Genomic DNA, 26,054 nt, shown 5'->3' with positions numbered 1-26,054 from the left:
GGCGACTCCGAAGGGCCAGATCCTTCATCTTCCACGCAGCACCGCAATAAGGCGCTCTTCCTACATAGAACTCCTCCTTGCGTTCAGGACACACGCACCGACGAAAGACTCTGATCAGCAGCTACGCAGTGCGCTGTGAAACGTTCGTCCCGGTTCACGGTGATCGTTTTCCGGCTGTGGGGCCTGGCTGTTCAGGGCTTGGCCGCAATGGCCTGGAGCTTCGTGTGCTGCTGATTCGCGAGGGAAGCTGCTATGGGGACGGGCTTACCTGTGTTTTGGTTCATGAGGTAGGTAGCGAAGGTCCCTCCGGTGCGAACGACGGTCATGACGTTGCCTTTCCCGTCAGGGGCCAGGGCGTTGGTCAGGAGGTAGGTGACGGAGTCGTCTCCTGCCGTCACCGGGGGCAGCGGCCTGATGGTGAACCGGTGGGTCCAGCCGCGCTCGGAGGTGGCCGTGAACGTGGTGCAGTTGGTCAGGGCTTCCTTGAGTTCATCCATCCATGCCTCGGCTTCCTGGCCGGTATGGCTGGTCAGGGTCACGCTGCCGGGGGTCTCTTGGGAAGGCGCGTCGTTGGCCTTGATCGTGGCCCAGACCATGGCCTGGCGCGGGTGCTCGGGACGCACGCTCATCATGTCGGCGATCGGGCGGCAGGCCGGCTTGTCGACCGTCACGACGTCCTCGGCTTCCAGCAGGGGCATGGCCTGAGGCTCCGCGATGAAGCCGGGGAAGTCTGCTCCGACGGGCAGAGCGTCCGTGAGTTCTGCCTCGGTCAGTGGCTTCTGTTCGGATACGGGGGAGCTGGACTTGCCGTCGGCGGGATCGGCTTTCGGGCTGCAGGCCGCGGTGGCCGCGGCGGCTGCTGACAGGACACCGACCATCAGGACGCGTCGTATGCCTCTGTGCACAGACACTCTTTCCTCGTTGGGAGAGCGCCTTGTAGTGCGCCCGTTGCCCTATGGCCAGGTGATGATGCCAGAACCGGAGTCAGGGGTGTATTTGGGTGCCGGTTCTGGCGTCGCCTGCAGGATGCGACAGGTGGCCCCCATAGGCCGGGACCATCCTGCAGTTCCGCGATCGCCTCGTACAGGCCGCTGATGGATCTGCAGCTTGTCCCGGGCGGTGTCCAGCGCCTTGCCGTTGCCTGGGCGACGGGCCCGTTGACGACGAAGGCCGGCGCGCCCCCCCATCTCGAGGCGGTCGTGCACGGCCCGCTGCACGATTGCTCAGGCGCCCTGCTCGAGGCTTAGCCGAACGGGCGACGGGCGGACCCGTTCAGGTTCCCAAGATCATCCCGTGGCGGGTTCCTGACGTATCTGGGCCATGCCCCGGGGCACCGTCCGTCGATCCGACCACGATGATCGAAGACGCGGCGGCGTTCAGCGCGGAATCACCCAGCTCGGCGCCCAGGTCCCGGCGGCGTCGTGGCCGGCTGCTGTGGCGGCGAGGTGGGTGCGGAGGGTGGTCAGCGCTGGGTGAGGGTTGTCGCGGTGCCAGAGGAGCGAGTGCGGGTAGACGGGCGTCGGGTCGGTCACCGGGATACGGCGCAGGCCGTGGTCGGCGGGCCAGACGAGGCGGGTCTGCGCGCCCATGAAGGTGGCCAGGGCCGGGGTGTCGGCGATGGTGTCGAGGAGCGCGTCGGAGCCGAAGTTGGGGCCGGTTGCCTCGATGGTGAGGCCGAACTCGGCGACGAGGTCGTCGTAGTAGGCGGCCCACTCGGTACCGGGGACGATGCCGGGCATCCAGATCCGGTGCCCGGCGAGCTGAGCGACGGTCACCGACCGGGCGCCCGCCAGCGCGTGGGCGGGGCCGGTGAGGAGCTGGAGCGGCTCGTCGAGCACCCGGACGGACTCGATGTCCTCGGGAAGGGGCCGGCCGGGCACGGCGACGGCGCGGAAGGACGCGTCGATCGCGCCGGACCGGATGGCGGTGAGGGCCGTCTCGATGTCGAACAGCATCACCACGTCGAGGTCGATTTCGGGGTGCGCGTGGTGGAAGCCGCGCATCAGGCCCGATGTCGCGCCGCGCGAGGCGATTATGTCGACGCGTAGCGGACGGCGGCCGGTGCGCACGGACGCGACCGCGCGGTCGGCGACGCGCAGCAGCTCGCGCGCGTGGGGCAGGAAGGCCTGCCCGTCGATGGTGAGTTCGGCGCCGCGCGCGGTGCGGGTGAACAGCCGCACGCCGAGGTTGCGCTCCAGCGCGGCGATGCGCTTGGAGACGGCCTGTTGGGTGACCGCCAGCTCGGCGGCGGCCTCCTGGAACTGCCCCGCGTCGGCGGCGGCGACGAAGGTCCGGACGGTGTCGAGGTCCACGCCGACACCCTACGGCCACAACCGTTGGTTGTGGCTGGCGACCTTGTAGTTGTTTGACCCCTGGACATGGCCCTCGCTTTGATGCTTCCGATCACGGATCGGTTGTGCGGGTGAGTGGCGAGGGGCATCGGGCATGAGGAGCGGGCACCGGCTGGGACACCTGCTCGGACATCGGCTGGGGCGGCGGTTCGGGTGGCTCTGGGCAGCGTACGGGACCAGCGCGCTCGGCACGTGGCTCGCCTTCGGCGCGTTCCCGCTGATCGCCATCCGGGTGCTGCACGCCGGACCGGCCGAGGTCGCCGCGCTCTCCTCCGTGGGGGCTGCGGTGGGCGCGGCCGTGGCGGTGCCGCTCGGGCCGTGGGTGGAGTTCCGCCGCAAGCGGCCGGTGCTGGTCGCGATGGACCTGGTGCGGTTCGCGGCGCTGCTGACGGTCCCCGCCGCGTTCGCGCTCGGCGTGCTCACCTTCCTTCAGCTCCTGCTGGTCTCGGTCGTCGTCGCGGCGGCCGACATCACCTTCCGCGCCGCCTCCGGCGCGTACCTGAAGACGCTGCTGCCGGCCGAGGACCTGCTCGTCGCCAACGCCCGATTCGAGTCCACGACCTGGACGACCACGATCATCGGACCGCCGCTGGGCGGCGCCGCGATCGGACTCCTCGGTCCGGTGGCGACGGTGGTGGCCGACGCGGTCAGCTACCTGCTCTCGGCCCTGGGCATCCGCGCGATCGGCGGGCACGAGCCGCGGCCCGAGCGCCGGGAGGCCGCACGCATGCGGGCCGGGGACCTGCTCGACGGCTGGCGGTACATCCTCACCGACGCGACGCTGCGTCCGCTGTTCTTCAACACCGCCTTGTTCAACGGCCTGGTGATGGCCGCCCAGCCGCTGCTGGCCGTCCTGATGCTCGGCCAACTCGGGTTCGCACCGTGGCAGTACGGCCTCGCCTTCGCCGCACCCTCGATCGGCGGGCTGCTCGGTTCGCGGCTGACCCAACCGCTCGTCACCCGGTTCGGGCAGCACCAGGTCCTGGTCGTGGCCGGGACGCTACGCGCGATCTGGCCCGTCGGCCTGGCCTTCCTCGGGCCGGGCACCGGAGGGCTACTGCTGGTGACGGGCGTCGAACTCGGGCTCATCTTCTGCTGCGGGGTCTTCAACCCCGTCTACGCCACCTACCGCCTCCAGCGCACCGCGACCGACCGGGTCACCCGCACACTGACCGCCTGGGCGGTGACGACCAAGGCCACGACCGCACTCCTGACGGCCGTCTGGGGCGTGCTGGGCGGCCTGCTCGGCCCGCGCACGGCCATCGGCCTGGCCGGCGTGCTCCTGCTGGCGACCCCGCTGCTGCTCCCCCGCCGCGCGGCAACACATCTCTCCGAGCCCAAGCCGGCACCGAACCGCACCTGACGCGCCGCCACGGCCGTCACCGCGACCGGGCTGCGCCCGCCCCTCTTCGGAGCGGTCCACCGTTCCTACGGACTGAGCGGGAGTGGGTCCTGTTGCCAGAACTCGTGCTCAGCCGTGTGCCCCGAACGGTGTTGGGCACACTGGTCGGCCGCTTTCGCTCCGCGTCCGGGCGGCACGGATCGTGTCCGTGGTCCGGGGATGCGGGGGCGGCTTTCCTCACGCCCTGGGGTGCCTGGTCCGGCCTGGGCGGTCCGATGCCCGCGACGATCGCTCTGGTCGTCGCGGGGCGGTGCCGTCCTCCCCCAGTGCCTTAAGGGCCTGGGAGGTACCCCCAGCCGGATCGGGTGCCCCAGGGCGCGCCTGCCGATCGCCACGCCTGCGGCGTGGTGACGGGTGGTCGTCCTGGTCTTGCCGGCGAGGGGCGTTGCCAGTGCTGGGCGCCCCACTTGGAGGTGTAGGCGGGGTCGACGGCGACGAGGGGGATGCCCAGTTCGGCGGCCATCGACGCCGGCCGGGAGCGCAGTTTCGCCACGGGCATGCCGGAGATGAGCTTGCGGAACTGCTTGCGTCTGCCGTGCTTCTCCCGGGTCTTGTCCGCCGCGAAGTCGAGGTCCTCGACCGCGAGGGCCAGACCGTACCGCTTGGCCCAGTGCAGCAGCCGGATGAGGGCGTGGCGGACCTGGGCGTCACGGTGTGGGGCGGGGCCGGACAGGTCGTAGGCGAAGGTGCGCGGGGCACCGACCGGGTTGCCGTGCTCGTCGAGACGCCAGGCGGCCAGATGGTCGGCGTTGGTGTCGACGCCGACCAGGCCCCCTCGCGTGGGCGGTGGCCAGGGGCACGGTGGTGACCGGGGGAATGGTCCAGGAGGCGGTGAGGTACCAGCGGCCCCGGGGCACGTCTTCGTGGATGCGGCAGGCGACGGCCCGGTTCGCGGCCACGCGGTTGCGCCACTGCTCGCCCCGGTGCGCGAACGCCACCCGGGCGGCGAGCACGTACCGGCCGTGCGGGGCGTTCGCCAGGTGCTCCAGCGGCGCCGGGAGCTTGATCGAGACCTCGCCGTCGGGGGGTGACGCGGAGGGTCTCGTTGCCGTACCGCTTGCCGGACTCGCCGTCCGCGGCGAGGAACCGGCGCCCGGCCTGCCACCGCCGGCGCCACTCGGCTTCGGTGAGCCGGGCGGCCTGCAGGTGGTGGCGGGTGTTCAGCAGCTGTTTCCCGCCCCGCACCACGCGCACGAGCCCGGCCTGCCAGTCGGCCCGCGCCGCGCCCAGCCGGTCTTCGAGGACGTGCAGGCGGCGGGATTCGGCGAACCACTCCTGCCTGCCGTGGTAGCCGCCCGGAGAGTGCTTGGTGCCCTTCGCGCCCACGGGCAGGGACAGCCGGTGCGCGATCGTCCGCACCCCGGCTTCAAGGTTCTGGATGTGCGCGAGCTGAGCCCGGCGGGCCAGCGCCCACTGGTCGTGGGTGGCCTTCGTGATGCTCCCGGCCCAGCGGGACGACGACTGCGTCGTGAGGATCCGCTTGCGCTCGGCCCAGGCGTCGCTGTCGTGGTCCGGCCCGGCCGCGCAACGGGCCTTCAGGTCACGGGAGGCCAGCGCGCCCAGATGGTCGCCGACCAGGCGCAGCACCTCCTCGTCCACGGCGGTCAGGTGCTTGAGCCGGTCGCGGACCGCCACCCCCGAGGGACCGGGCACGACGAACGGCGCCGCCACCTCCCGCAGCCCACCCACCCCGCTCCCCCCTCAACCGGCACCGAAGAACCCGTCACCGCACCCAACGGCCACCACCCGAAAAGGTCACCCACTCGATGTGAGAACTCCCGTTCCCCTCCCCGGGGAGCACACCTGCCGCAGCCCGGACACTCACTCATACGCCCCAGAACATGCTCGTGCGCTGTCATGCGACAGCGGTTCATACCCCCCGCCGGCTCAGTACGCGGCGGTGATCCGGGTGCGCAGATGTGCGCTGCTTTCGAGTTCGTCCACGAAAGCGGCCGCGTAGTCCTCGGCGCTGATGCGGCTGCGGCCCTCGGCGTCGCTCAGCAGCTGGTCGCCGCCGATGCGGAAGTTGCCGGTCCGTTCGCCCGGGGCGATCTCGGCTGGCGGGGACACGTAGGTCCAGTCGAGATCGTCGACCGTGCGGTAGAAGGCGAGAACGTCGCGGTGCGCGAGGGCTTCGCCGAGGAGGTCGGCGGGGAAGTCGGGCTGGTCCACCAGCGCCTGGCCGGGCGCCACCTCCAGACTGCCCGCACCGCCGACCACGACGAGCCGGGAGACGTTGGCGGTGCGGGCGGCGTCGACCACAGCGCGGTTCAGGGCGAGGAAGGGCTCCCTCGGGTCGCTGCCGTCGCGCGGCGGTACCAGGGCAGAGGCGATCGCGTCGTGCCCGGCGGCGAGGGCGGCGACCCGGGATGTGTCCGCCGCGTCCGCGGCGGTCGAGGCCACGCCCGGGACGGGAGCCTCGCCGGAGCGGCTGACGCACGTCACCTGGTGGCCTCGGGCGGCGGCCTCGGCGGCGATACGGCTGCCGACCATGCCGGTGGCGCCCAGCAACACGATCTTCATGTGCGGCTCCTGTTGTACGCGCCGAGGTTCCGGCGGAAGCCCAGCTTCTCGTAGAAGGTCCTGGTCCGGTCCGTGTCGGAGACGGGCAGCACGATGACTTCGAGCTTCAGGTCCATGGGGTTGTGTCCTTGCGCTGAGCTGTGGAACTGTCCGTACCGTGTCCGTCCACCGCTCAAACCGACGCGGGACATTCGGCCGATGGGCCCGGCGGCGGCCCTGGTCCACTCGGACACCCTTCGCCACGGCATCGAGCCAGTCGCCGGGCCCGGACCGTCACCGACCTACCACGACGGCCGCACGGACACGGGCAGGAGGCAGAAACATCCGCGTCAGGAAGCGATCCCTTTATCTGCGGCAAGGGGAAGCAGTGCCCAGCGTCGTCCAGCTGCCCACCAAGGCGATGATTGGCCGGGGCGCGGCGGGCGTTCCCGCGGCGTCTTTTCAGTCCAAGATGTACCCGGAGGCGGAACGAGAGAGAAGGGCGAGATCACCATGCGAATCGCCGTTGCCGGCGCGACCGGGAACATCGGGGCCCTTACCGTCGCCGCCCTGGAGCGGGCGGCACACGACGTCGTTCGCATCAGCCGCTCGCTCGGCGTGGACCTGACCACCGGCGACGGCCTCGACGCCGCCCTGACGGGTGTCGAGGCCGTCGTCGACGCCACCAGCTACACGGGAGCGGACCGGGACGCGGCAGTGGCGTACTTCGGCACCGCCACGCAGAACCTGCTCGCTGCCGAGAAGCGGGCAGGGGTCCGTCACCATGTGCTGCTCTCGATCGTTGGGGTCGATCGTGTTGCAGGCAACGCGCACTACGCCGGCAAGCGGGAGCAGGAGCGCCTCGTGATCGAGGGCCCGGTGCCGTGGACAATCGTTCCGGCCACCCAGTTCCACGACTTCGCCGCGACGGTGACGGGCTGGACCGAGCAGGACGGCGTCGCCACGATCCCACCGCTGCTCGTACAGCCGATCGCGCCCGAGGACGTGGCCGATGTTCTCGCCGAGATCGCCACGGGCACGCCACAGGGGCGTTACCGCGATGTCGCTGGCCCGGATCTGCAGGACCTGGTGGACATGGCCCGGCGTACCAACGACGCGCGCGGCCACGCGGTCAAGCTTGTGCCGACGTGGTCGTCGGTGCTCGGCTTGGAGATGGCCGGTGACGTCTTGCTGCCCGGCGAGGGCGCCCGCATTGCACCGACCACCTTCGACGAATGGCTCGCGAGGCAGCGATAGGGCCGCCGGGGAGGTCCCGCCGTTCGACCGCAGAGGCTGGATGGCGTGCGGCGCGGACCTCACCAGCGACCGAGTTGGGGAGCTCGAAGAGCCTGAGGTCCAAGAAGGCCTTCTTGGCCTGCTCAGCAAGGGGAGCGGGGACTGCTGCCGGCGCCGCACTTCGTAGCGTCGGGCCCCCTTCCGGAAGGAGCGTCCGCGCCTTTCCGGAAGTATGAGCGCCTCCGTGCACTACTCGGGCCGTTTCTTCGCGGGAGTCGCTGCTGCTGAAGGCCTGCTTCCTCGCGGTCTTTCCCGGCAACGACGACGTCGCTCCGCCGGTGCTGGGGCTGCTGCTCCGCCACCGCACCATGCTGGGCAAGCAACAGGCCAGAGCATCCTCGCCGAGCGGATCGGGCATGCTGCGCTACGGCGTGGACGAACTGCTCGTCAGTCGGGAACCCCGCACCGCCCGCCCTCGCCTGGTCACGGTCTCACCACTGGTCGGCCGCGTAGGGCTGGAGCCAGAGGGCGGTCTGCAGCGTCACCGACTTGAACCATGCCTGGTGCATGCGTTCCACTGCCTCCTCGGCGTGCCCCTTGTTCGCCAGGAACTGGCGCATGGTGGCGGTGATCGGGTAGATGAACGCCACCATGTAGCGCAGGGGGACATAGGGCACGGAGTCCACCGCGTCGGTTTGGTTCTTCTTGTCCTTCGTGTGGCGCAGGCCGATCTCGTGCGCGTAGGAGAGCCAGTTCTCGTCGTGGGGGCGACGGCAGGTGTCCATGATCCACTGGCCGAACCGTCCGCGGACCCGCGTCAGGTAGTCGTCCAGGACCGTGCCGTCCGGGGTGGCGAAGTAGGCGACGAGGTGGGGGTGCGAGGCGACGAATCCGTACCAGACGTCCAGGATGGCCTCGACCTGGTCCTCCAGCACATCGCCCGCCATGCGCAGCGCCTGCTCGTCCTCGGCGGTGAACAGGACACTCGCCTCCAGCTTGGCCAGGTCGTCCCTGGAGACAGGGCTGGGCGGGGTCGAGCCGTAGGTGTAGCCGGCCGGGGTCTGCGTACTCATGCGCCCTCTCCTCATCCATGGTCACCACCATTGAAGGCGACATAACGGCTCAAATCAGACAACTGACGCCGCAGCGTGTCGGGCCGTGGGCGCATCCCCGCCAGGCTGCGAAACGGCCGCGGTGGTCTTTGCGCCCTCGTCAGCCGGCGTCTGCCGGCCACCAGCCAGGGATTGTCGCGGTACCGCGCCACCGTGCTCTGAAGACTGGCCGCGAACTCGACCGCCGGGCTGAAGCCCAGCTTGGTGATCTCGCCGAAGTCCAGTGAGTACTGCAGGTCGTGACCCTTGCGGTCGGCGGCGTGTCGGATCATCGCCGGGTCGGCGTCGCACAGTTCGACCAGGCGCCGGGCGCACGAGGCGTTGGCAACCTCGATGCCGCTGCCGCCGTGACAGCTCAGGGTGGCCTGTCAGCCGCCGTGTCAGCAGCGACGCCACTGGCGGGGTACGGCAGCTGATTCCGGTGCTGGTGGTGTCGGGCACCGGATCACAGCGACGAGAAGCGTGGCGACGATCCCGCCCGCCACCACGAACATCGCGGTGCTGATTCCGTCTGCGGCCGCGATGCGCAGGCGATCGCCAGTGAGGTCGTCGAGACCTGCGGTCGCTACAAGGACGAGGAGGGCGAGGCCGACTGCGGCACCGACGCCGGAGCCGGTGGAGGCGATGCCTGAGGCGATGCCTTGTTCTCGGTCTGCCACTCCGGTCGCGGCTGCGATGAACATGGTGGTGAACACCACGCCGTCACCGATGCTGAGCGCAATAAGTCCTGGGATCAGTTCGGCGTACGAGCCGTCCGGCGAGATCGCAACGCCGAGCAGCACAGCGCCGAGCGCGCCGAAGGCAAGAGCAGTCACCAGCGTGATTCTGAGCCCCAACCGGGTGACGAACTGGCCGGCCGTCGTCGAGCCTGCCACCACGACCGCTGTGGGGATCAGGAATCCGGCGCCGGTTTGCAGGGCGTCGTAGCCGAGGATCTGTTGAAAGTAGATCGACAGGAAGTAGAGCACAGACCCGAAGGTCGCCATGAACATGAACGCCGTGACGACGCCCGTGATGAGGTTTGTGTTCGACAGCAGCCGCGGGGGCATCAGCGGGTCGGAGCTGCGCCGCTCGATTACTGCGAACGCTCCGATCAACAGCAGGCCGGCCACGGCGCTGATCAGAATGCCCGGCGAAAGCCAGCCCACCTCGGGTCCTTGAACCAGAGCAAATACGATCAAGGTGACGCCCAGAGTGACACTCAGCGCGCCAGGCAGATCAAACGTGCGGCCCTTCTCACGTTCACCGTCGGGCGGGATCAGTACGAACGCAAGCAGCAGTGCCGGACCCGCCAAGACGACATTGACCAAGAAGACAGCTTCCCAGCCGAAAGCCTGGGTCAGTAGTCCGCCGAGCAATACGCCGATCACAAGTCCCGCCGCGCCTGCACCGCCCCAGATGCCCAAAGCGCGGTTGCGCGCCTGACCTTCAGGAAACGTGGTGTTGATGAGCGCCAGCGTGGTGGGGAAGACCAAGGCCCCACCGAGACCTTGAAAAGCGCGTGCAGCGAGCAACATGCCCGGCCCGGTGGCAAGTCCGCCCGCCAGTGACGCTCCGGCATACAGAGCAAGTCCGGTCGCCAGCATCCTGCGCCGTCCGAGCAGGTCCGCAGCGCGACCGCCGAACAGCAGGAAGCCGGCCGAGGCCACCGCGTAAGCGCTGATCACCGACTGAAGCGTTTGCGCCGAGTAGCCCAGATCGCGTGCGATGTCAGGCAGCGCCACCACAACGATGTACTGGTCCAGTGAGACGATCAGCATCGCGAACGACAGCAGCGCCAGTGCCGCGGTCTCACGGTTCCGGCCAAGACTGCCAGGCCCTGATGAGGCTGCCGCAGATCGCAAGTCACCACTCCTGGTCGCCCGGGCAAGTCCGTTGCTGTCCCGGCCTCGGACGTCCTGCCGAGCAGGACAGCCGGCACCGCTGGAATCGCCCCGAGCACGGAGCATCAACACCAAGACCGTAAGGACCGCGAGCCCTCAACTGGCGCAACAACACCCAAGTTGGGCCAAACGAGCCACACCCGATCTTGGTTCGTGGCGCGGGGAGTTCTGACGGACGAGCAGCGGGCGGTGCTGGTCTCACGCACCCTGCGCAGGCGCACCGGCCAGGCGCTGGGCGAGATCGACCGGCTCACCGGTGAGATCGCTACCGTGGCCCGCGCGACCGTGCGGGACGTTGCTGCGGTGGAGCGCAACGCCCGTCGTGCGCTGGGCAAACAGCCCTCGGGGCGGCTGACGCACCTGGTCGGCGAGTCGGCCGAGACCGTGGCGGGCACGTGCCGGCGGCTGGAGCAGACCGCTTTGCGGTGAAGGGGATCCGCACGATTCCCGGCCGGCTGGTGTCGTTAGCCGACCCCGATACCCGGCCCATCCGCAAGGGCAACCCCCCGCACCCCACCAAGTTCGGCTACACCGCCCTGGTCGCCGAGGAGGAAGGCGGCTTGCATCCCCTCCCCTACACCGCCGCCGCGCCGTCGGCCGCCGCCTGCCGCGCGCTCCGGGCGGCCTGCTCAGGCTGCGCCGGCGGCACGGCCTGAAGGTGCCGGGCGGCCTCGGCGGCGGTGTGGGAAGAGGCGAAGGTGAACGCGCGCGGGGACGGCCCGTGCACCCGCAGGTCCGCCAGCCGCTCCAGGGCCTCGCCGACGGTCGGGAGGTGACCGGCGGGGACCCACCAGAGCACCAGGTGCGCCTCGACGTGCCGCTCGAACCATTCGCGGCGCCGCCGCATCACCTCCAGGTGCCCGCTGCGGTAGGTGAAGTCCCACAGGGCCTCCTGGGTCTCCCACACCGTCAGGTTGACGATGACGTCCTCGCCCGCCGGGCGCAGGCCGGTGGCGTCGGCCGCCCCCTCCTCCACGAGCCGCCACACGAAGCCGGGCGCGCCGTCGGCTGCAGCGTTGACCGGGTCGAGCATCTCGACGAACGGCGCCATGCGCGGGTCGTCGAGGGGGTGGCGGAGCGTGGCGACGTTGAGCTGGGCGAGGTGGGCGGCATGCGCGGATGCGGTCATGGCCACATCCCAGCACGGCCCCCTTTTCTATGTCAATCAGAATTGTTTTTAGAAGTCTCGACCACCACGCAGCACTCCCCCGGTCGGGCGTCCATGCGGGCGCGGACGGGACCGTCCGTGCCGAGCAGCCCCTCCAGCAGCGCGAGATTCATGCCGCAGACGAGCGGCGGGAAGCGTTCGGCGACGGCATGGAAGGGGCAGTTGCGCATACGGACGACGCGCGCGGCTGCCCCGGTCGCCTCCTCGGCGCCTTCCAGGTGCGGTTCATAGCCGCGGGCGGCCAGCATCTCCATGGCCTCTTCGAGGCCGCCGCAGGGCGCCGCCGAGCCGCGCAGGGCCTCGCCCCGGCGGCGCGCGGCCGCGCAGAGCCCGGCGTCCAGCCCGGCCTGCTCGGCGGCCTCGGCGAGCAGCTCGGCGGCGGTGCGGTAGTCGCGGGCGGGCAGCGACACCGCCCGCTCGGCCCGCGCCCGCGTGTACACCTTGGCGGGACGACCCGCCCCCGGCCCCGAGCGACCCGTCAGGCGGCGGCTGCCGCTCTCCAGCAGCCCGGCCTCGGCCAGTCTGTCCAGATGGTGCGCAGCGAGCGTGCGCGCCACCCCGGCCGCCTCGGCGGCCTCGTTGCGGCCGACCTCGCGGCCCTGCGCCACCACGTACTCGTACAAGCGGCGCCGCACCGGATCCTGCAACGCCGCGATCGCGTCGATGTCCTCCACCCGGCCATTCTAGGAACAACACAGGTTGGAGATAGAAGGGCGGGACGCGGCCCCTGCTGGTGCACCCCGAGGAACCCCCCAGCCGCGCCCTGACCCTCGTCGAAGGCCCCGTTCAGCGGCTCCACAGACTCCGCAACCGCATCGCCCGCCACGAAGCCATCTGGCGCCTTCCCCTCGAAGCGCGCCGCGACGACCTCCACACCGCCCTCGGCTTCATCGACCCGGCCGCCGGCGCCTCCCGTATCGACGACGTTGTCGCCCAGCGCCCATAACGCGTGCCACGGTCAGGCGGGCGAGCGGCGCGTCGTTCCGCCGCGTCCGTTCAGCGGGATCAAAATCTCCGGATGGGCGCCCTCGACCCAAGACCCCAGCAGGTCGCGGTGCAAGGCCACGATGTCCTGGCGCAGCCGACCGCACCAGGACTGGCGTGGCGGCCACCGGGCTCCTGCACAACTTCCGCACCATGGGCGCTCTCAGGCTGGTGTAGGTCCTCTGGCCCCGTGACATAGGGCGTTCCGGTGGCCTACGGGTTTCGAGTTGCCTCACGTTGACCGATGCCGCGTCAGTCTCGCAGCACACTTCTTCGCGCGGAGCCAGTCTGCCGGGCTGTCTCACGAGTCTCTTCGGGCGAGCACAGCAGTGGCTGCTGCTGCGAAACAGGATGCCGCGATGATCGCCCAGAGCGCGGTGCAGCCGGTAACGCTGGGGATGTCGTGGCGGGCGCTGAGCACGAAGGCGGCGAGCGCGCCGACAGTGGCCCGCCGGGCGCCCCGCATGCGCGCACCTGCCCCAGATTCGCACCCTGGTGCCACGGCCACTACGCAGCCCATCGTGATCTATCCGCCTGCTGCGGACGGTGGCCGGCGCGTGCGGGTGGACGATCATTTCGTTGGGGTGACATACGGGTTGCTGGACGTCGTCGAGTTCCTCCGCGTTGCGGGCCTGGAGGACGTCGACGAGGAGTGGGTGCGGTGGTCGCGGCTGATCGAGCGGCGGGACGGCGAGCCGGAGGCATGGAGCAGTGAGCGCGGCGAGCCGCCCGACTCACTCCCCGTGGCGGGCGGCTCGTGCCTGAAGTGTCCAGAGATCAAGGTCGGCGGCGGCGACGTTGGTGTCCTCGGCCACTGGACGACACCGGCCGGAGCCGGCGGCGGGATTCGAACCCGCGTCTCCCTCTTGACAGGAGAAGTAGCCGCAGCCTGCGCACCTGGACGCGTCCACCATACCGCGACCACCTGGCAGAACGCGACGAGGTACCAGGGGCCGTCGGCCGCGATTACGTGTTCGTCAACCTGGTCGGCCCGTACCCGGCGCGGCCGATGACGTACTCCAACGCCAAGCAGATCATCGAGCGCATCGGCAACCGGTGCGGCTTCCGCACCTGTCCGCACATGATGCGGCACACGGCCGCCACCCGATGGATCCGCAGCGGGGTCGATCCGGACGTGATGCAGACGCTGTTGGGTCATGTCTCGTCCGCGTGCACTGCCGTTTACCTGCATGCGACGGACGGGGACCTTCGCACAGCGGTGGAGCTCGCCGCTTCGGGAGCCGGCCGGTGAGCGCGGTACTCGCCGCGATCCCGGCGCCTTGTGAAGCGGGCGGTCCGGCGCGGGGAGCGGTGCGGACGGGAAGAGCGGTCCTGAAGTCCTGCGTCACCTTCTGTTGCGTAGCGGTCGAGCCAGCGCTTCACGCAGCGGCGAGACACCCCCATGGCTGCAACGATGTGCGCCTGTTTCCAGCCCGCATGGGACCGCTCAATGACAGCCGCTTCCGCGAGGGTGCAGGCGGGCGTTTGCGTGAGTCAGGAGAACCTCCGGTTCGTGAAGGCGTCGGACGCCCCCACGGGTGCAGGCTTCCGGCCCCGCGCTCTACTGCCAGGTCGCGGTGTCGGGGTCGATGCCGTGGGCGCGCGCGCCGGCGTCGATGATGCGACGGAACCACGTGGCAAGGCCGGCGCGGATGCCGTCGTAGTGGGCAGCAAATCCCGGCTCGGCCTCATACATGCGGCCGAGACAGACCTGCATCTGCCTGGTGAGGGGAAAGTACGAGGCAAAAACTTCGCGGTGCCGCTCGACGAGTTGATTCGCTTCCGGGCTACCAGGTGTGACGCTGGCGTCCATCGCATCCCCGAGGGCGCGTTCGAGGCCGGCCATGGCGTCGGTGACGGCCTGCCATTCCTCCGGACCACGAGAGGCCGAGCGTTCGGCGTACTGCTGCCACTGCGTCGTGTCTCCGTAGCGCTGACGGGCTTGGACGGGCCAGTCCGGGTTCCACTGGGGGCCGAAGATCGCGGCCTGCTGCTCGACGGTCAGCAGCAGGCCGCGCTCGTGGGCGTCGATCATCCGATCCAGTCCGGCGCTGAGCTCCTTGAGGCGTTCGATCCGTTCAGCAACTTGGGTGCGCTGCGCGCGCAATGCGCCGGGCACGTCTGCGGTCGGGTCGTCCAAGACGGCCCGAATCCTGTCCAGGCCGAGACCGAGCTCACGATAGACGACGATGCGGTGCAGGCGTTCCAGATCACCAGCGGTGTAGAGCCGGTATCCGCCAGCCGTGCGCAGCGACGGTCGCGCCAGACCGATCTCATCCCAGTGGTGCAGCGTGCGGACTGTCACGCCCAGGCTCGTCGAGACCTGACCGACGGTCAGGCCATCGGCGTCGGTGGCATCAGGCATGCTTCTCATTGTCGCCGCGACCGACGCCCGGTGCGGTGATCCCGATGGCTTCAAGGTTCCGCGCCTCCTGACTGGCCGGATCAAAGGGCTTCGCCGCAGTGAAAACAATCCGTGCGTTCTCGGGGGTGATCACCTCCACATCGCGGGTGTTCCAGGGAGTGTCCCGTGGACCGTCGACCGAGTTCGGGCGCAACGCACGACAGGCCTCGACAAGGGAATCGACCTGGCTGAGCACGCACGCGAAACTGAAGCTCATCGCCGGCGTCTGCTCCGGAACGCTCTCCGCCGAGACGAGGAGTACGTCCTGGAACGCCCACCGGCGCAGATGCACAAGCGTGCCGGGGATGCTGAACAACTCGAAGAACCCGAGCCCCCGAGTCCAGAAGTCCACCGACGCCGCCAAGTCGCTCGTGGGGATCGTCACGAAAGCGGGCATTCCATAGATGCCACGGAACGGCTCCGGCGGGACCGCATCCGGGCCGGGAGCGGGCACGGGACTCATCTCGAACGCGTTGTAGTAGTCGCTCATGCATCCCACCCTCCAGCCTCACGCAACGTGAGGGTCAAGCCGGGTCCGTGAATCTCGCCCTACCCCAACGATGCGACCAACGTTGTGGCCGGGTACGCCTGGTCCTGATGGGCGGTGCGCTCGGGCCGGTGCTCGTGGTCACCCAGAACGAGATGCTGCACTGCGCGCCGGGCCGCACGGACATCGCCCTCAGGGCGAACTCCGGGGCCTACAACGCCGGCATCGCGGCCGGCGCCGCACTCGAGGGACCGGTCCTGCCGCTCGCCGACGTGCAGGGCACCTTCCTCGCCGGCGGGCTGCTGACCGTTGGGCCTGCGCAGTACTACTCGGCGGTCGGCTGCTACCTGGGCAGCGTCGTACAGAACCCGATGACGGACGTCGGCTCTTATCCGGCCGATCGGGCAAGGCGGATCTACGCCGACGATGCCACGTAGCGCCATTGGCGGGGCCCTTTGGGGTCATCGCCGGCGTTCCAGCGGCGGAAGCTGTCGCGGCTGTAGCCGTCGCGGGACTCACTTCCCACCGGCAGGCCGGCGACGGCTTCGGCCAGGGGCAGTGTCTCCGCGGCGTGGACGGGAGCTGAGACGAGGGCGGGCAGGACGGTGAGGGCGGCGGCAGCAAGGCCGCGCAGCACAGCTTCGACCATGCACCGTTGATAGCCGCACACCAGGGAACGCGATCAGCTGTTTCACCGAAGCGCCGCCCCGTCCCCGACTCGCCGCTCGCCCGCCGCGCCGGCACCTTCTCTCACACTAAGACGTGGACGGGGTCGCGTTAGCGCACGTCAGCCCCCCGTTATGTTCTTCGCGGTCCTACAAGAGGACCGCTGGCCTCCGGGCCCGGCATGACTGTTCCCCCTGTCGAAAGCATGACCTGGGGGGTGGTGTCACCGGGCCCGGGAGGCGCCGTTGGAGACGCTGATGAGAGGTCCGACTACCGCCCCGCCGAGCGCAATGCCCGGCATCCCGCGGGCGGCAGGTCTGCATAACGTGGATGCGCGCGTACGGCGCCAACTCCCTGGCCAGCACCGCACCGAAGCAGTTGGGAGCACGATGTTCGACATCGGCGACGTGGGCGTCTTCCTCGGCCTGGACGTCGGCAAGACCGTTCACCACGGTCACGGACTCACCCCGGCCGGCAAGAAGGTCTTCGACAAGCAGCTGCCCAACAGCGAGCCGAAGCTGCGGGCCGTCTTCGACAAGCTGGCCGCGAAGTTCGGCACCGTGCTCGTCATCGTCGACCAGCCCGCCTCCATCGGCGCCCTCCCGCTGACCGTCGCCCGCGACACCGGCAAGGTCGCCTACCTGACGCTATGAGGGCCGGGCCCCCTTCCGTGCTCAGCCCGGTCGATTCTGGTTCCGGGTCCGTACGAGCTCGGGAAGGAGGCCCGGGATGTCTGTCTACGTCGGGATTGACGTGCACCGCAAGAGGTCGCAGATCGCTATCGCCGACGAGAGCGGCGAGATCGGCGTGAACAGGAACGTGGTCAACGGCCGGATACCGATACTGGGAGTAATCAGGAATCTGCCGGCAGGAACCCCGGTCGCGTTCGAGGCGGCCTTCGGCTGGGGCTGGCTGGTAGAGCTGCTCAAGGAGCACGGCTTCGAGCCGCACCTGGTGCATCCGCTGCAGTGCAAGGCGATCGCCTCGGCCCGGCTGAAGAACGACAAGGTGGATGCGGCCACCCTGGCCCAGCTGCTGCGAGCGGATCTGCTGCCCGAGGCATGGATCGCCCCGCCACGGGTCCGACAACAGCGGGCCATGCTCCGGCACCGGACTCAACTGGTCCGGCAACGGACCCTGTTGCGCAACCGGATCCATGCGGTGCTGGCCGATCATGGGTGCGAGGGGAGAACCAGCCGCAGCTGCTGGAGCGGCCCCGGACGCGCATGGCTGGACCAGCTCCCGCTGCCGGCGGCCTCCCGGGCCGTGGTCAGCGATCTGCTCGAGATGATCGATGCCGTCCAAGTCCCGATCGACCGGCTCGATACGCAACTGACGGCCGCGGCCAAGGCCGACCCACGCGTGCAGACGCTGACCGCCCTGCCGGGAATCGGGCCGCTCACCGCTCTGGTCCTTGTGGCCGAGATCGGGGACATCCGCCGGTTCCCCTCGGCCCGCAAGCTCGCCTCCTGGGCCGGGCTCACCCCCACCGTCCGGGGCTCGGACCGCACCGTCCGCTACGGCCACATCTCCAAGCAAGGAGATCCCTGGGTGCGCTGGATCCTCAATGAGGCGGCCCAGACCGCGAAACGATCCCCGCAGTTCGCCACGTGTTACCAGCAGATCGCCCACCGGCGGGGCAAGAAGATCGCCACGATCGCGATCGCCCGCAAACTCCTCACCCATGCCTGGCATCTGCTCGTCCAGTACGAAGCCGGCCAGCTGGAGACCCGTCCGGTCCGGGAGGCGTCAACGAGCCGATGACAGTCACACGTCTCTGCCGAGAGGGCCACGTCCCCGGGCGCGCTCGCGTCTACGCATGAGTCGGCCCCACCGACTCGACTACCTGAATGAGCAGCCCGGTCCCCGGACCGGGGTCATGGCGCCGGCCGAAGACGGTGCACGGAGCCGAATGGGTGCATGTGAGACCTCTCCGCCCGACCTACCTCCGGGGAACAACCGACAGCCCCAGCCCCTCGGGGCAAGATCAAGGCCCCCGCCCGGGTGTCCCCCCAGCACACATCGGGCCAGGCACACGTCTGCCCTTGACAGGCCCGGCCCTCATGGGTGCCCGGACTTGCGATGCGCCGGATCGCCGATCTCTACCCGGGCGAGGCGAAGACCGACGCGAAGGACGCCGCGGTCATCTCCGACGCTGCTCGCACGATGCCGCACACGCTGCGCTCGCTGGAGCTCACCGACGAGATCACCGCCGAACTGACCGTGCTGGTCGGCTTCGACCAGGACCTCGCGGCCGAGGCCACCCGCACCTCCAACCGGATACGCAGCCTGCTCACCCAGTTCCACCCCTCACTGGAACGCGTCCTTGGCCCCCGCCTGGACCACCCCGCCGTCACCTGGCTGCTCGAACGCTACGGCTCCCCGGCTGCCCTGCGGAAGGCCGGACGCCGCAGACTCGTCGAAGTGATCCGGCCCAAGGCCCCGCGCATGGCCACCCGGCTGATCGACGAGATCTTCGACGCGTTCGACGAACAAACCGTCATCGTTCCCGGGACCGGCACCCTCGACGTCGTCATCCCGTCCCTGGCCCGCTCCCTGGCCGCCGTCCACGAACAGCGCCGGGCTCTGGAAGCCCAGATCAAAGCCCTGCTGGAGGAGCACCCTCTTTCCCAGGTCCTGACCTCGATGCCGGGGGTCGCGGTCAGGACCGCCGCCGTTGTGCTGGTCACCGTCGGCGACGGCACCAGCTTCCCCAACGCCGCCCACCTCGCCTCCTACGCCGGACTCGCCCCGACAACGAAGTCCTCGGGGACCTCGATCCACGGCGAACACGCACCACGAGGCGGAAACCGGCAGCTCAAACGGGCCATGTTCCTCTCGGCCTTCGCCGCCCTGCACGATCCCGCCTCCCGCACCTACTACGACAAATGCCGGGCCCGGGGAAAGACCCACACCCAGGCCCTCCTCCGCCTCGCCCGCCACCGCGTCAGCGTGCTCTTCGCCATGCTCCGCGACGGCACCTTCTACGAATCACGCGAACCCGAAGCAGCCGTCGCATGACCGCTCAGGCTTGACGAAGGACATAGAGGCTCCCCAACGGGCGATGCGGTACAGGTCTGATCCAGCACACCCCGACACCTCGGTTTCAGGGCTCGGTGTTGAGCCGTCCCGAGCAGAACGGTTCGACCTGGTGGGGCAGGTCGGCGAAGCCGGCGGCGGCGAGCACCTCGCCGAGTGTCGGAAGTGCCGCGGTCCGCGATACGAGCGCCGGGTCCACCTCGACGCGGGCCCGGTCGCCGAGGTCGCGGACCCGGAGGTCGGTCACCTGCAGTCCGGCCTCGGCCAGGAGGGTCCGGACGGCCGCCTCGGCGCGGTCGACGCGGGCCAGGCGGTAAGGGGTGACCTCGATGCCGTAACGAACCCGGCTGGCGAGACACGGTGTCGCCGGTTTGTTCCAGGTGGGCAGCGACCAGTGCCGGCTGAGGCGGCGTACCTCCGCCTTGGTCAGCCCCGCGTCGAGGAGCGGGGTGCGGATGCCGCGTTCCCGGCCGGCGCGGATGCCCGGCCGGTAGGGATCCGCGGCGTCGTCCGCGTTGGTGCCGGTGGCCACCGTCTCGAAGCCGTACTCGTGGGCCAGCGCCGCGATGGTGTCCAGTACCTCGGACTTGCAGAAATAGCAGCGGTCAGGGCCGTTGGCCCGGTAGCCGGGGCGTGCCAACTCGTGGGTGCGCGGGGTGAGATGGGTGACCCCGAGGTCGTCGGCGAGACGCCGGGCGGCAAAAAGCTCTCCGTCGGCCAGGCTCTCCGACACGGCCGTGACCGCCAGGACCTGCGCGGGCCCGAGCACCCGTGCGGCCGCGGCGAGGACCAGCGCGGAGTCGGCGCCGCCGGAATAGGCGACGGCCACGGGGCCGCCGAGCGCGCGCACGCGGTCCGCGAGCCGGTGCTCCAACGTGGCGTCACTGGGCACGTTCTTCCTCCTGGCTCGTCGTCATCGTTCCCGCTCGGCTCAGACGCAGTGCGCGCACGGCGACGGCGCGCAGGGACAGACCCAGTGCGGCGGCCGCGGCCACCACGTCGTCGTACTCCGGCTTGGCCGCGTACGGACCGTGTTTGACACGTATGGGGTACCCGTCCACCTCCACCGCCTCGAAGGCGCGCGGCAGCGTGGTGCGGGTGGCGCCGACGCGCCGGATGCCGAGGGCACCGGTCTCGGACAGCACCAGATCGCGTAGCCGTCGTTCCTGGTGCGGGCTGGTGAGGACGTGCAGGACCTGCGCGGGTCTGCCCTTCTTCATCACCGCCGGGGTCGTCCAGGCGTCGAGGGCGCCGGCGTCCAGCGCCCTGGTGATGACGTGCCCGAGGAGTTCGCCGGTGACGTCGTCGAGGTTGGTCTCCAGCACGACTACGTCCTCGTCCGGTGCGCTGGGAAGAGGCGAACCGAGGCTGACGCAGACGACGTTGGGCCGGTCGGGCAGGCGGCGGGTGCCCGCGCCGTAGCCGGTGGCGTCCAGGGTCATGGGCGGGGGCGGGCCGTAGCGGGCTCCGGCGGCGTGCAGCAGCGCGGCGCCGGTGGGTGTCACCGTTTCGCCCGGCAGGTCGCTGCCCGTGACGGCGGCTCCCGCCAGAAGGGCGAGGGTGGCCGGCGCGGGGCAGGGCAGGACGCCGTGCGCGGCGTCGACGCGGCCCCGGCCGAGCGGCAGGGGCGCGCTGACGACGTCGGTCACCCCGAGGGCGTGCAGGGCCGCGGCGCTGCCGACGATGTCGACGAGAGTGTCGTGGCCGCCGAGTTCGTGCAGGTGGACGTCGGCCGGGTCGGCGTCGTGGAGCCGCCCCTCCGCCTCGGCGATCGCGGTCACGGCGGCGCTGGCGAGGGCCGCGACGGGCCGGGGGGCCGCCCGGGCGGCCATCTCCAGCACCTCGACGGCCCGCCGCTCGGTGTGGGGGTCGGTGACCTCCACCTGGACCCTGGTGGCGGCCAGTCCGTGGTCGGTGATGCGCTCGGCGGTCAGGTTCCAGCCGGTCAGACCGGTGGCGGCGACGGCGGACCGGATCCGGTCCAGCGGTGCCCCGGCGTCGATCAGGGCGGCCAGCAGCATGTCTCCGGCCAGCCCGGTGAACGGGTTGATCCAGCAGATCACTCGGCGCCTCCGCGGTCTGCCGGCGGCCGGGTCTGGGCGATGCGGTGGACCGCCATGGCCGCGGAGAATCCGGAGTCGATGTTGACCACGGTCACCCCGGCGGCGCAGGAGGCGTGCATGGCGAGCAGCGCGGTGACGCCTTCCAGTGAGGCGCCGTACCCGGTGGAGACGGGCACCGCGACGACCGGGGCGCGGACCAGACCGCCGACGACGCTGGCGAGGGCGCCTTCCATGCCGGCCACCACGATCACCGCGTCGGCTTCCTGCAGCCGGCCGCGTACCTGCAGGACGCGGTCGAGTCCCGCCACTCCGACGTCGTGGACGACCGTCGTGTCCAGCCCGATGGCCGAGGCCACGGCGGCGGCTTCCGCGGCCACCGGGCCGTCGGAGGTGCCGGCGGCCGCCACCACGACGGAGAACTCCCCGGTGGCGGCCGGCCGCCAGGTCAGCAGCCGGGCCTTCTCGTCGTACGTTCCGCCTTCCACCTGCCCCAGGACCGCCGCCGCCGTTTCGGGGGCGACGCGGGTGGCGAGGACGGGACCGGTGTTGTGGCGCAGGAGGCCGGTGACGATTCCGGCGATCTGCTCCACGGTCTTGCCGGGGCCGTAGACCACTTCCGGCAGGCCCTGCCGGGCCTCACGGCCCAGGTCGAGCCGGGCGTAACCCAGGTCCAGCACCTCGTTCACGGCCGCCCCCGTCCGATGTAGGGAATGGTCTGCGGACCTTCCGGCAGGACGCACACGCGGGCGTCCGGGCCCGCGGCGGCCAGCGCCTCCGCGACGGTGGCGGAGATGTCGCGGGTCTGCCGCAGATGGGCCGTGGCCAGCTCCTCGTCGCTGAGGAAGGAGGTGTGCATGATGACGCGGCTGCCCGACTGGATGCGGGCCTGGATCTGCACCTGCCACTGGTCCGGAACCGTTTCGGTGCGCGCGCCGATGTCGGCGAACAGGGCCTGCGGGGACGGCGCCGAGGCCAGCACCCGGCGGTAGGAGCCGTGGTCGGGGAAGCCGTCGCGGCACTCGGCCGCGCACACGATCGTCCCTCCGGGCCGGACCACCTGGTAGGCCGCCGACATCCCCTTGACCGCCTGGTACAGGTTCTGGTCGAGCGGGAAGCCGGAGTTGGTGGTGACGACGACGTCGAACGGCGCCTCGACGGGGCGCATCGCCATGCGCTTGGCCGTGGCCGTCGCGGCGGCGTGCATGGGCAGCAGGTCGCCGCCGAACGCGGCCACGATGTCCTTGTCCCGGTTGAGCACCACGTCCAGCGCGAAGGTGACACCGGTGGCCTCGGCGATGGCGCGCACGTCGTCGTGGACCGGGTTGCCGTGGGTGATGCCCCAGGTGGCGCGCGGGTCTCCGATGCGGGCCGCGTCGTGCAGCACGAGCACGGTCTCCAGCGCGGCGAGCCCGGGGGCGACGAGCTTCGGGCCGCCGGAGAAGCCGGCGAAGAAGTGGGGTTCGACGAAGCCGGTGGTGATGCGGACGTCCGCCTCCCACCACTCGCGGTTGAGCCACACCGGTACGCCGTTGCCGTAGGTGCCGATCCACGTCAGTTGGCCGGCGTCGCGGGCGTCGTGGTTGACGATCCGTACCCCGTCGACGATCTCGTCGCCGAACATCGCCCGCAGCTCGGACTCGTCGTTGCCGCGATGCGTGCCGGTCGCGACGAGGATCACCACGTCCTCCCGGCGGACGACGCCCTCTAGTTCGTCCAGGACGGCCGGGATCATCAGGTGGCGAGGCTGCGGGCGGGTGCCGTCGCAGGCCGAGATGGCCACCGTCTGCCCCGGGCGGACCCGCTCGCGCAGCGGCGGTCCGGCGACCGGGTCGCGCAGCGCCGCGCGCAGGACGGCCATCTGGTCCGCGGCTCCCTCCTGATGGACGGGTTCGACGACCGTCGCCGTGCGCGGATCGACCTCGATGTCGAGCCCCGACTGCCCGTAGGCCAGGCGTACTTTCACCGGACCACCCCCACCGGGCCGTCGTCCGCGGATCGTCCCTGCTGGTCGCTCTCGCCCAGTCCGTAGGCGCGTTCCGCCGTCGTGGAGAAGACCTGGGAGCGTTCGGCCGGGGTGAGGCCGGCGGTCAGTGCCTCCGCCGCGCCGACGACCTCCGCGTAGGAGGCGGCCGGCAGGCAGACCGGCCAGTCCGAGCCGAACATCACCCGCTGCGGGCCGAAGGCGTCGAGCACCACGTCGGCGTAGGGACGCAGGGCGGCCAGGCTCCGGTCGTTGCGGTCGGCCTCGGTGACCATGCCGGACAGCTTGCAGAACACTTGGGGCTGGGCCGACAGTTCACGGATCAGCGAGGCCCAGGGCTGCAGTGCGCCCGTGGCGATGGGCGGCTTGGCCAGATGGTCGAGGACGAACGTGAGTTCCGGCAGCTCCCGGACGGTGCTGATGGCGGCGGGCAGTTGGTGCGGGAGGACGAGCAGGTCGTAGGCGAGGTTCGCCTGCGCGACCGTGCGCAGGCCCCGGCGCACGTCGGGCCGGTTCAGCCAGCCGGGGTCCGGTTCGCTCTGCACCAGGTGCCGCAGGCCGACCAGATGGTCGCCGCCGGGCGCCGCCCGCAGGGCGTCCAGGGTGTCGGCGAAGCCGTCCGAGGTGAGGTCGGCCCAGCCCACGACGCCGGCGACCAGGTAGTCGGCCGCGGCCAGGGACAGGAACTCCGCGGTCTCGTCGAGGTCGGGCAGGACCTGGACCAGGACCGTACGGTCGATGCCCGCCGCCAGGGCCGACGGCGCCAGGTCCGCCATGGTGAAGTCCCTCCGCAGGGGGGCCATGCCGGGCGCGTCGAGCCATGTGTGCACGCGGCGCCGCGGGCCGGGGCCCGGGGCGGGCCCGGGGGCCGAGGCCGGCCGCCAGACGTGGTGGTGTGCGTCGATCCTGCTCATGATCCGTCCCGTTCGCGTTCGAGGGCGTCGAGATCCGCCCACAGCTCTTCGGGGATCGTCGCGCCGGCGTGTGCGACGTTGACGGTGATCTCCTGGGCACTGCGCGCCCCGACGACGACGCCGGTGACGGCGGGGTGCCGCAGCGGGAACCGCAGGGCTGCGGCGGCCAGCGCCACACCGTGGGCGGCGCAGCGCTCGCTGAGGGCGAGGGCATGGCGCCGCACCGCTTCGGAGGCCGGCGCGTAGTCGTAGGTGGCGTCGGGTGCGAGGTTCGCCAGGATGCCGCTGTTGAAGACCCCGCCGACCAGGACGCCCACCTCGCGTTCGGCGCACGCGGGCAGCAGTTCGTCGGCCGCGCTGCGGTCCAGCAGGGAGTAGCGGCCGGCCACGAGGACGCAGTCGAGGTCCGTCTCGGTGACGAAGCGGGTGAGCATCGCCGTCTGGTTCATCCCGACGCCGATCGCCCGGACCGCTCCCTCGGCGCGCAGGCGGGCCAGTGCCGGGTAGGCGCCGGTGAGGGCCTCCTTCCAGTGGTCGTCCGGGTCGTGGATGAGCACGATGTCGAAGGCGTCGAGGCCGGAGCGCTCCAGGCTCTCGGTGAGGGAGCGGTAGACACCGTCGGCACTGTAGTCGCGGATCCTGACCAGGCCGGGGTCGCCGTGGAAGTCCTCATCCCCTGGTGCGGATTCGCCCGGCACGAGCAGCCGGCCGACCTTGGTGGACACCGTGCAGTCCGCGCGCGCGTGACCGAGGCCGGTCAGGAAGGCGCCGAGCCGTCGTTCGGCGAGCCCGGCACCGTAGTGCGGGGCGGTGTCGAAGTGGCGGATCCCGGCCGCCCAGGCCGCCTCCAGCGTGCCGGTGGCCTCCCGGCCGCCGACCGCGGAGAACAGACCGCCCAGCGGTGCGGTGCCCAGCCCGATGCGGCTGACGGTGACGCGGGAGCGGCCGAGGGGGACCCGTTCGGCATACCAGGGGTGCGCCGCGGCGAACATCAGGCCTGCCCGACGACGTGCCGCTGACGGCCGAGCCGGTCGATCTCGGCCTCGACCACGTCACCGGCCCGCAGGTAGGGGAAGTCGTTGGCGCCGAAGGCCACGCCCGCCGGGGTTCCGGTGTTGATCACGTCGCCGGGGTCCAGCACCATGAACTGGCTCAAGTACCAGACGACGTGGTGCACTCCGAAGATCATGTTCTTGGTGTGCCCGTGCTGGCGCGGTTCGCCGTTGACCCACAGCCGCAGCGCCAGGTCCTGGGGGTCCCCGGTCTCGTCGGGAGTCACCAGCCAGGGCCCGAGCGGGTTGAAGGTCTCGCAGGACTTGCCCTTGTCCCACTGTCCGCCGCGTTCGTGCTGGAAGGAGCGCTCGCTGACGTCGTCGGCGATGGCGTAGCCCGCGACGACGTCGGCGGCGGCAGCCGGGGAGTCCAGGTAGCGGGCGGTGCGGCCGACGACGACCGCGAGTTCGATCTCGTAGTCCGTCCGGGTGCTGGTGCGCGGTATCAGGACGGTGTCGTCGGGTCCGACCACCGTGCTGGACGCCTTCATGAAGATAACCGGCTCCGCCGGGGGCGGGGTCGCGGTCTCCTCGGCGTGATCGGCGTAGTTCAGCCCGATGCACACGACCTTGCCCGGGCGGGCCACGGGTGCTCCAGTACGCTGCCCGCTGATGTCGATGCGCGGCAGGGCTTCCCCGGCCAGCGCGGCGCGGGCGCGCTCCACGCCGTCACCGGCCAGGAAGGCGCCGTCGATGTCGGCGGTCAGCGGGGTCAGGTCGTAGGCGAGGCCGTCGGTGCCGAGGACGGCGGGGCGTTCCGAGCCCGCAGGGCCCACGCGCAGAAACCTCATCGAAGTGCTCCTCACTGAG

25 protein-coding genes, 1 tRNA gene and 5 pseudogenes are annotated in these 26,054 nt (G+C 70.7%); 9 read left to right on the top strand and 22 right to left on the bottom strand.

The features are described 5' to 3' along the window. Positions 1 to 191: 191 nt before the first annotated feature. Both ACFVJQ_RS34355 and ACFVJQ_RS34350 read right to left on the bottom strand, forming a co-directional pair. On the bottom strand, positions 192 to 878 hold the full coding sequence (locus ACFVJQ_RS34355) for a hypothetical protein (RefSeq protein WP_385789533.1): 687 nt from the start codon (positions 876 to 878) through the stop codon (positions 192 to 194). A 498-nt stretch (positions 879 to 1,376) separates the two neighbouring features. Then, a complete protein-coding gene (locus tag ACFVJQ_RS34350) occupies positions 1,377 to 2,312 on the bottom strand; it encodes a LysR family transcriptional regulator (protein ID WP_385514606.1) in 936 nt (311 codons plus the stop codon). Between the two features lie 133 nt (positions 2,313 to 2,445). Here ACFVJQ_RS34350 and ACFVJQ_RS34345 point away from each other — a divergent pair, with 133 nt between their 5' ends. Beyond that, positions 2,446 to 3,714 carry an MFS transporter gene (locus ACFVJQ_RS34345; protein WP_385789530.1) on the top strand — a complete coding sequence of 423 codons (1,269 nt, stop codon included), beginning with the start codon at positions 2,446 to 2,448 and terminating at the stop codon, positions 3,712 to 3,714. Between the two features lie 65 nt (positions 3,715 to 3,779). Here the strand turns inward: ACFVJQ_RS34345 and ACFVJQ_RS34340 are convergent. From ACFVJQ_RS34340 to ACFVJQ_RS34330, 3 genes and pseudogenes are all read right to left on the bottom strand, one after another. After that, a pseudogene (locus tag ACFVJQ_RS34340) lies at positions 3,780 to 5,442 on the bottom strand (IS200/IS605 family accessory protein TnpB-related protein). A 198-nt stretch (positions 5,443 to 5,640) separates the two neighbouring features. Then, the gene (locus ACFVJQ_RS34335; protein ID WP_385514608.1) at positions 5,641 to 6,276 is read right to left on the bottom strand and encodes an NAD(P)-dependent oxidoreductase; all 636 of its coding nucleotides are present in this window, start codon (positions 6,274 to 6,276) and stop codon (positions 5,641 to 5,643) included. Positions 6,277 to 6,308: 32 nt separating this feature from the next. Further along, positions 6,309 to 6,392: pseudogene (locus tag ACFVJQ_RS34330) on the bottom strand (glyoxalase); the annotation flags it as partial. A gap of 376 nt (positions 6,393 to 6,768) precedes the next feature. On the opposite strand from ACFVJQ_RS34330, the gene ACFVJQ_RS34325 reads away from it, so the two are divergent. After that, positions 6,769 to 7,512: an SDR family oxidoreductase gene (locus ACFVJQ_RS34325; protein ID WP_385789528.1), complete on the top strand. Its 744-nt coding sequence runs from the start codon at positions 6,769 to 6,771 to the stop codon at positions 7,510 to 7,512. Positions 7,513 to 7,982: 470 nt separating this feature from the next. On the opposite strand, the gene ACFVJQ_RS34320 is transcribed toward ACFVJQ_RS34325, so the two are convergent. From ACFVJQ_RS34320 to ACFVJQ_RS34310, 3 genes are all read right to left on the bottom strand, one after another. Next, positions 7,983 to 8,564, bottom strand: coding sequence for a protoglobin domain-containing protein (locus tag ACFVJQ_RS34320; protein ID WP_385789526.1), 582 nt, complete (start codon positions 8,562 to 8,564; stop codon positions 7,983 to 7,985). An 11-nt stretch (positions 8,565 to 8,575) separates the two neighbouring features. Beyond that, positions 8,576 to 8,875 (bottom strand): hypothetical protein, encoded by a 300-nt coding sequence (locus tag ACFVJQ_RS34315; protein ID WP_385514611.1) that lies wholly within the window; start codon positions 8,873 to 8,875, stop codon positions 8,576 to 8,578. A gap of 108 nt (positions 8,876 to 8,983) precedes the next feature. Beyond that, positions 8,984 to 10,447, bottom strand: coding sequence for an MFS transporter (locus ACFVJQ_RS34310; RefSeq protein ID WP_385789524.1), 1,464 nt, complete (start codon positions 10,445 to 10,447; stop codon positions 8,984 to 8,986). 234 nt (positions 10,448 to 10,681) lie between these two features. Between ACFVJQ_RS34310 and ACFVJQ_RS34305 the strand changes: the two are divergent. Further along, positions 10,682 to 11,046: pseudogene (locus ACFVJQ_RS34305) on the top strand (ISNCY family transposase); the annotation flags it as partial. Between the two features lie 14 nt (positions 11,047 to 11,060). On the opposite strand, the gene ACFVJQ_RS34300 reads toward ACFVJQ_RS34305, so the two are convergent. Together ACFVJQ_RS34300 and ACFVJQ_RS34295 are read right to left on the bottom strand one after the other, a co-directional pair. Further along, complete coding sequence (locus ACFVJQ_RS34300) at positions 11,061 to 11,615, bottom strand: DUF3291 domain-containing protein (RefSeq protein WP_385514613.1); 555 nt, start codon at positions 11,613 to 11,615, stop codon at positions 11,061 to 11,063. Between the two features lie 32 nt (positions 11,616 to 11,647). Then, on the bottom strand, positions 11,648 to 12,328 hold the full coding sequence (locus tag ACFVJQ_RS34295; RefSeq protein WP_385514614.1) for a helix-turn-helix transcriptional regulator: 681 nt from the start codon (positions 12,326 to 12,328) through the stop codon (positions 11,648 to 11,650). A gap of 59 nt (positions 12,329 to 12,387) precedes the next feature. On the opposite strand from ACFVJQ_RS34295, the gene ACFVJQ_RS34290 reads away from it, so the two are divergent. Further along, positions 12,388 to 12,600: a hypothetical protein gene (locus ACFVJQ_RS34290; RefSeq protein WP_385789521.1), complete on the top strand. Its 213-nt coding sequence runs from the start codon at positions 12,388 to 12,390 to the stop codon at positions 12,598 to 12,600. Between the two features lie 870 nt (positions 12,601 to 13,470). Here ACFVJQ_RS34290 and ACFVJQ_RS34285 read toward each other — a convergent pair. After that, positions 13,471 to 13,568 (bottom strand) — tRNA-Asp (locus ACFVJQ_RS34285). On the opposite strand from ACFVJQ_RS34285, the gene ACFVJQ_RS34280 reads away from it, so the two are divergent. Further along, positions 13,528 to 13,890, top strand: coding sequence for a tyrosine-type recombinase/integrase (locus tag ACFVJQ_RS34280; protein ID WP_385789545.1), 363 nt, complete (start codon positions 13,528 to 13,530; stop codon positions 13,888 to 13,890). The genes ACFVJQ_RS34285 and ACFVJQ_RS34280 overlap by 41 nt on opposite strands. On the opposite strand, the gene ACFVJQ_RS34275 is transcribed toward ACFVJQ_RS34280, so the two are convergent. The 3 genes from ACFVJQ_RS34275 to ACFVJQ_RS34265 all read right to left on the bottom strand — a co-directional run bounded on the left by ACFVJQ_RS34275 (position 13,821) and on the right by ACFVJQ_RS34265 (position 15,532). Further along, a complete protein-coding gene (locus ACFVJQ_RS34275) occupies positions 13,821 to 14,090 on the bottom strand; it encodes a helix-turn-helix domain-containing protein (protein WP_385789543.1) in 270 nt (89 codons plus the stop codon). The genes ACFVJQ_RS34280 and ACFVJQ_RS34275 overlap by 70 nt on opposite strands. 109 nt (positions 14,091 to 14,199) lie before the next feature. Then, positions 14,200 to 15,003: a MerR family transcriptional regulator gene (locus tag ACFVJQ_RS34270; protein WP_385789519.1), complete on the bottom strand. Its 804-nt coding sequence runs from the start codon at positions 15,001 to 15,003 to the stop codon at positions 14,200 to 14,202. Beyond that, complete coding sequence (locus tag ACFVJQ_RS34265; protein WP_385514617.1) at positions 14,996 to 15,532, bottom strand: VOC family protein; 537 nt, start codon at positions 15,530 to 15,532, stop codon at positions 14,996 to 14,998. Before ACFVJQ_RS34265 ends, ACFVJQ_RS34270 begins: the two co-directional genes overlap by 8 nt. A gap of 107 nt (positions 15,533 to 15,639) precedes the next feature. On the opposite strand from ACFVJQ_RS34265, the gene ACFVJQ_RS34260 reads away from it, so the two are divergent. Further along, positions 15,640 to 15,966, top strand: a complete 327-nt coding sequence (locus ACFVJQ_RS34260) for a hypothetical protein (protein WP_385789517.1) — start codon at positions 15,640 to 15,642, stop codon at positions 15,964 to 15,966. Here ACFVJQ_RS34260 and ACFVJQ_RS34255 read toward each other — a convergent pair. Then, positions 15,945 to 16,178 carry a hypothetical protein gene (locus ACFVJQ_RS34255; RefSeq protein ID WP_385514619.1) on the bottom strand — a complete coding sequence of 78 codons (234 nt, stop codon included), beginning with the start codon at positions 16,176 to 16,178 and terminating at the stop codon, positions 15,945 to 15,947. The two genes, ACFVJQ_RS34260 and ACFVJQ_RS34255, sit on opposite strands and share 22 nt — an antisense overlap. Before the next feature lie 406 nt (positions 16,179 to 16,584). Here ACFVJQ_RS34255 and ACFVJQ_RS34250 point away from each other — a divergent pair. The 3 genes and pseudogenes from ACFVJQ_RS34250 to ACFVJQ_RS34240 all read left to right on the top strand — a co-directional run. Beyond that, positions 16,585 to 16,839: pseudogene (locus ACFVJQ_RS34250) on the top strand (transposase); the annotation flags it as partial. A gap of 85 nt (positions 16,840 to 16,924) precedes the next feature. Further along, complete coding sequence (locus tag ACFVJQ_RS34245) at positions 16,925 to 17,959, top strand: IS110 family transposase (RefSeq protein ID WP_385514620.1); 1,035 nt, start codon at positions 16,925 to 16,927, stop codon at positions 17,957 to 17,959. 297 nt (positions 17,960 to 18,256) lie between these two features. Continuing rightward, positions 18,257 to 19,216: pseudogene (locus ACFVJQ_RS34240) on the top strand (IS110 family transposase); the annotation flags it as partial. A gap of 85 nt (positions 19,217 to 19,301) precedes the next feature. On the opposite strand, the gene larE reads toward ACFVJQ_RS34240, so the two are convergent. From larE to ACFVJQ_RS34205, 7 genes are read right to left on the bottom strand one after another with little or no spacing between them, the layout of a single operon-like run. Next, entirely contained in the window at positions 19,302 to 20,126 is an 825-nt protein-coding gene (gene larE, locus ACFVJQ_RS34235; protein ID WP_385789514.1) for an ATP-dependent sacrificial sulfur transferase LarE, read from the bottom strand. Further along, positions 20,116 to 21,297 (bottom strand): nickel pincer cofactor biosynthesis protein LarC, encoded by a 1,182-nt coding sequence (larC, locus tag ACFVJQ_RS34230; RefSeq protein WP_385514622.1) that lies wholly within the window; start codon positions 21,295 to 21,297, stop codon positions 20,116 to 20,118. The genes larE and larC overlap by 11 nt, the downstream gene beginning before the upstream one ends. Continuing rightward, positions 21,294 to 21,983 carry a nickel pincer cofactor biosynthesis protein LarB gene (gene larB, locus ACFVJQ_RS34225; RefSeq protein WP_385514623.1) on the bottom strand — a complete coding sequence of 230 codons (690 nt, stop codon included), beginning with the start codon at positions 21,981 to 21,983 and terminating at the stop codon, positions 21,294 to 21,296. Before larB ends, larC begins: the two co-directional genes overlap by 4 nt. Further along, a complete protein-coding gene (gene larA / locus ACFVJQ_RS34220; protein ID WP_385789512.1) occupies positions 21,980 to 23,260 on the bottom strand; it encodes a nickel-dependent lactate racemase in 1,281 nt (426 codons plus the stop codon). The genes larB and larA overlap by 4 nt, the downstream gene beginning before the upstream one ends. Continuing rightward, entirely contained in the window at positions 23,257 to 24,192 is a 936-nt protein-coding gene (locus ACFVJQ_RS34215) for an amidohydrolase family protein (protein ID WP_385789510.1), read from the bottom strand. Before ACFVJQ_RS34215 ends, larA begins: the two co-directional genes overlap by 4 nt. Then, on the bottom strand, positions 24,189 to 25,184 hold the full coding sequence (locus ACFVJQ_RS34210; protein WP_385275902.1) for an aldo/keto reductase: 996 nt from the start codon (positions 25,182 to 25,184) through the stop codon (positions 24,189 to 24,191). The genes ACFVJQ_RS34215 and ACFVJQ_RS34210 overlap by 4 nt, the downstream gene beginning before the upstream one ends. Continuing rightward, positions 25,184 to 26,035: a fumarylacetoacetate hydrolase family protein gene (locus tag ACFVJQ_RS34205; protein ID WP_385789508.1), complete on the bottom strand. Its 852-nt coding sequence runs from the start codon at positions 26,033 to 26,035 to the stop codon at positions 25,184 to 25,186. The genes ACFVJQ_RS34210 and ACFVJQ_RS34205 overlap by 1 nt, the downstream gene beginning before the upstream one ends. Between the last annotated feature and the right edge of the window lie 19 nt (positions 26,036 to 26,054).

It is taken from the genome of Streptomyces sp. NPDC127197 (assembly GCF_042672405.1).
Classification (GTDB): domain Bacteria; phylum Actinomycetota; class Actinomycetes; order Streptomycetales; family Streptomycetaceae; genus Streptomyces; species Streptomyces flavusporus.
This window is presented reverse-complemented; position numbering and strand designations above follow the sequence as displayed.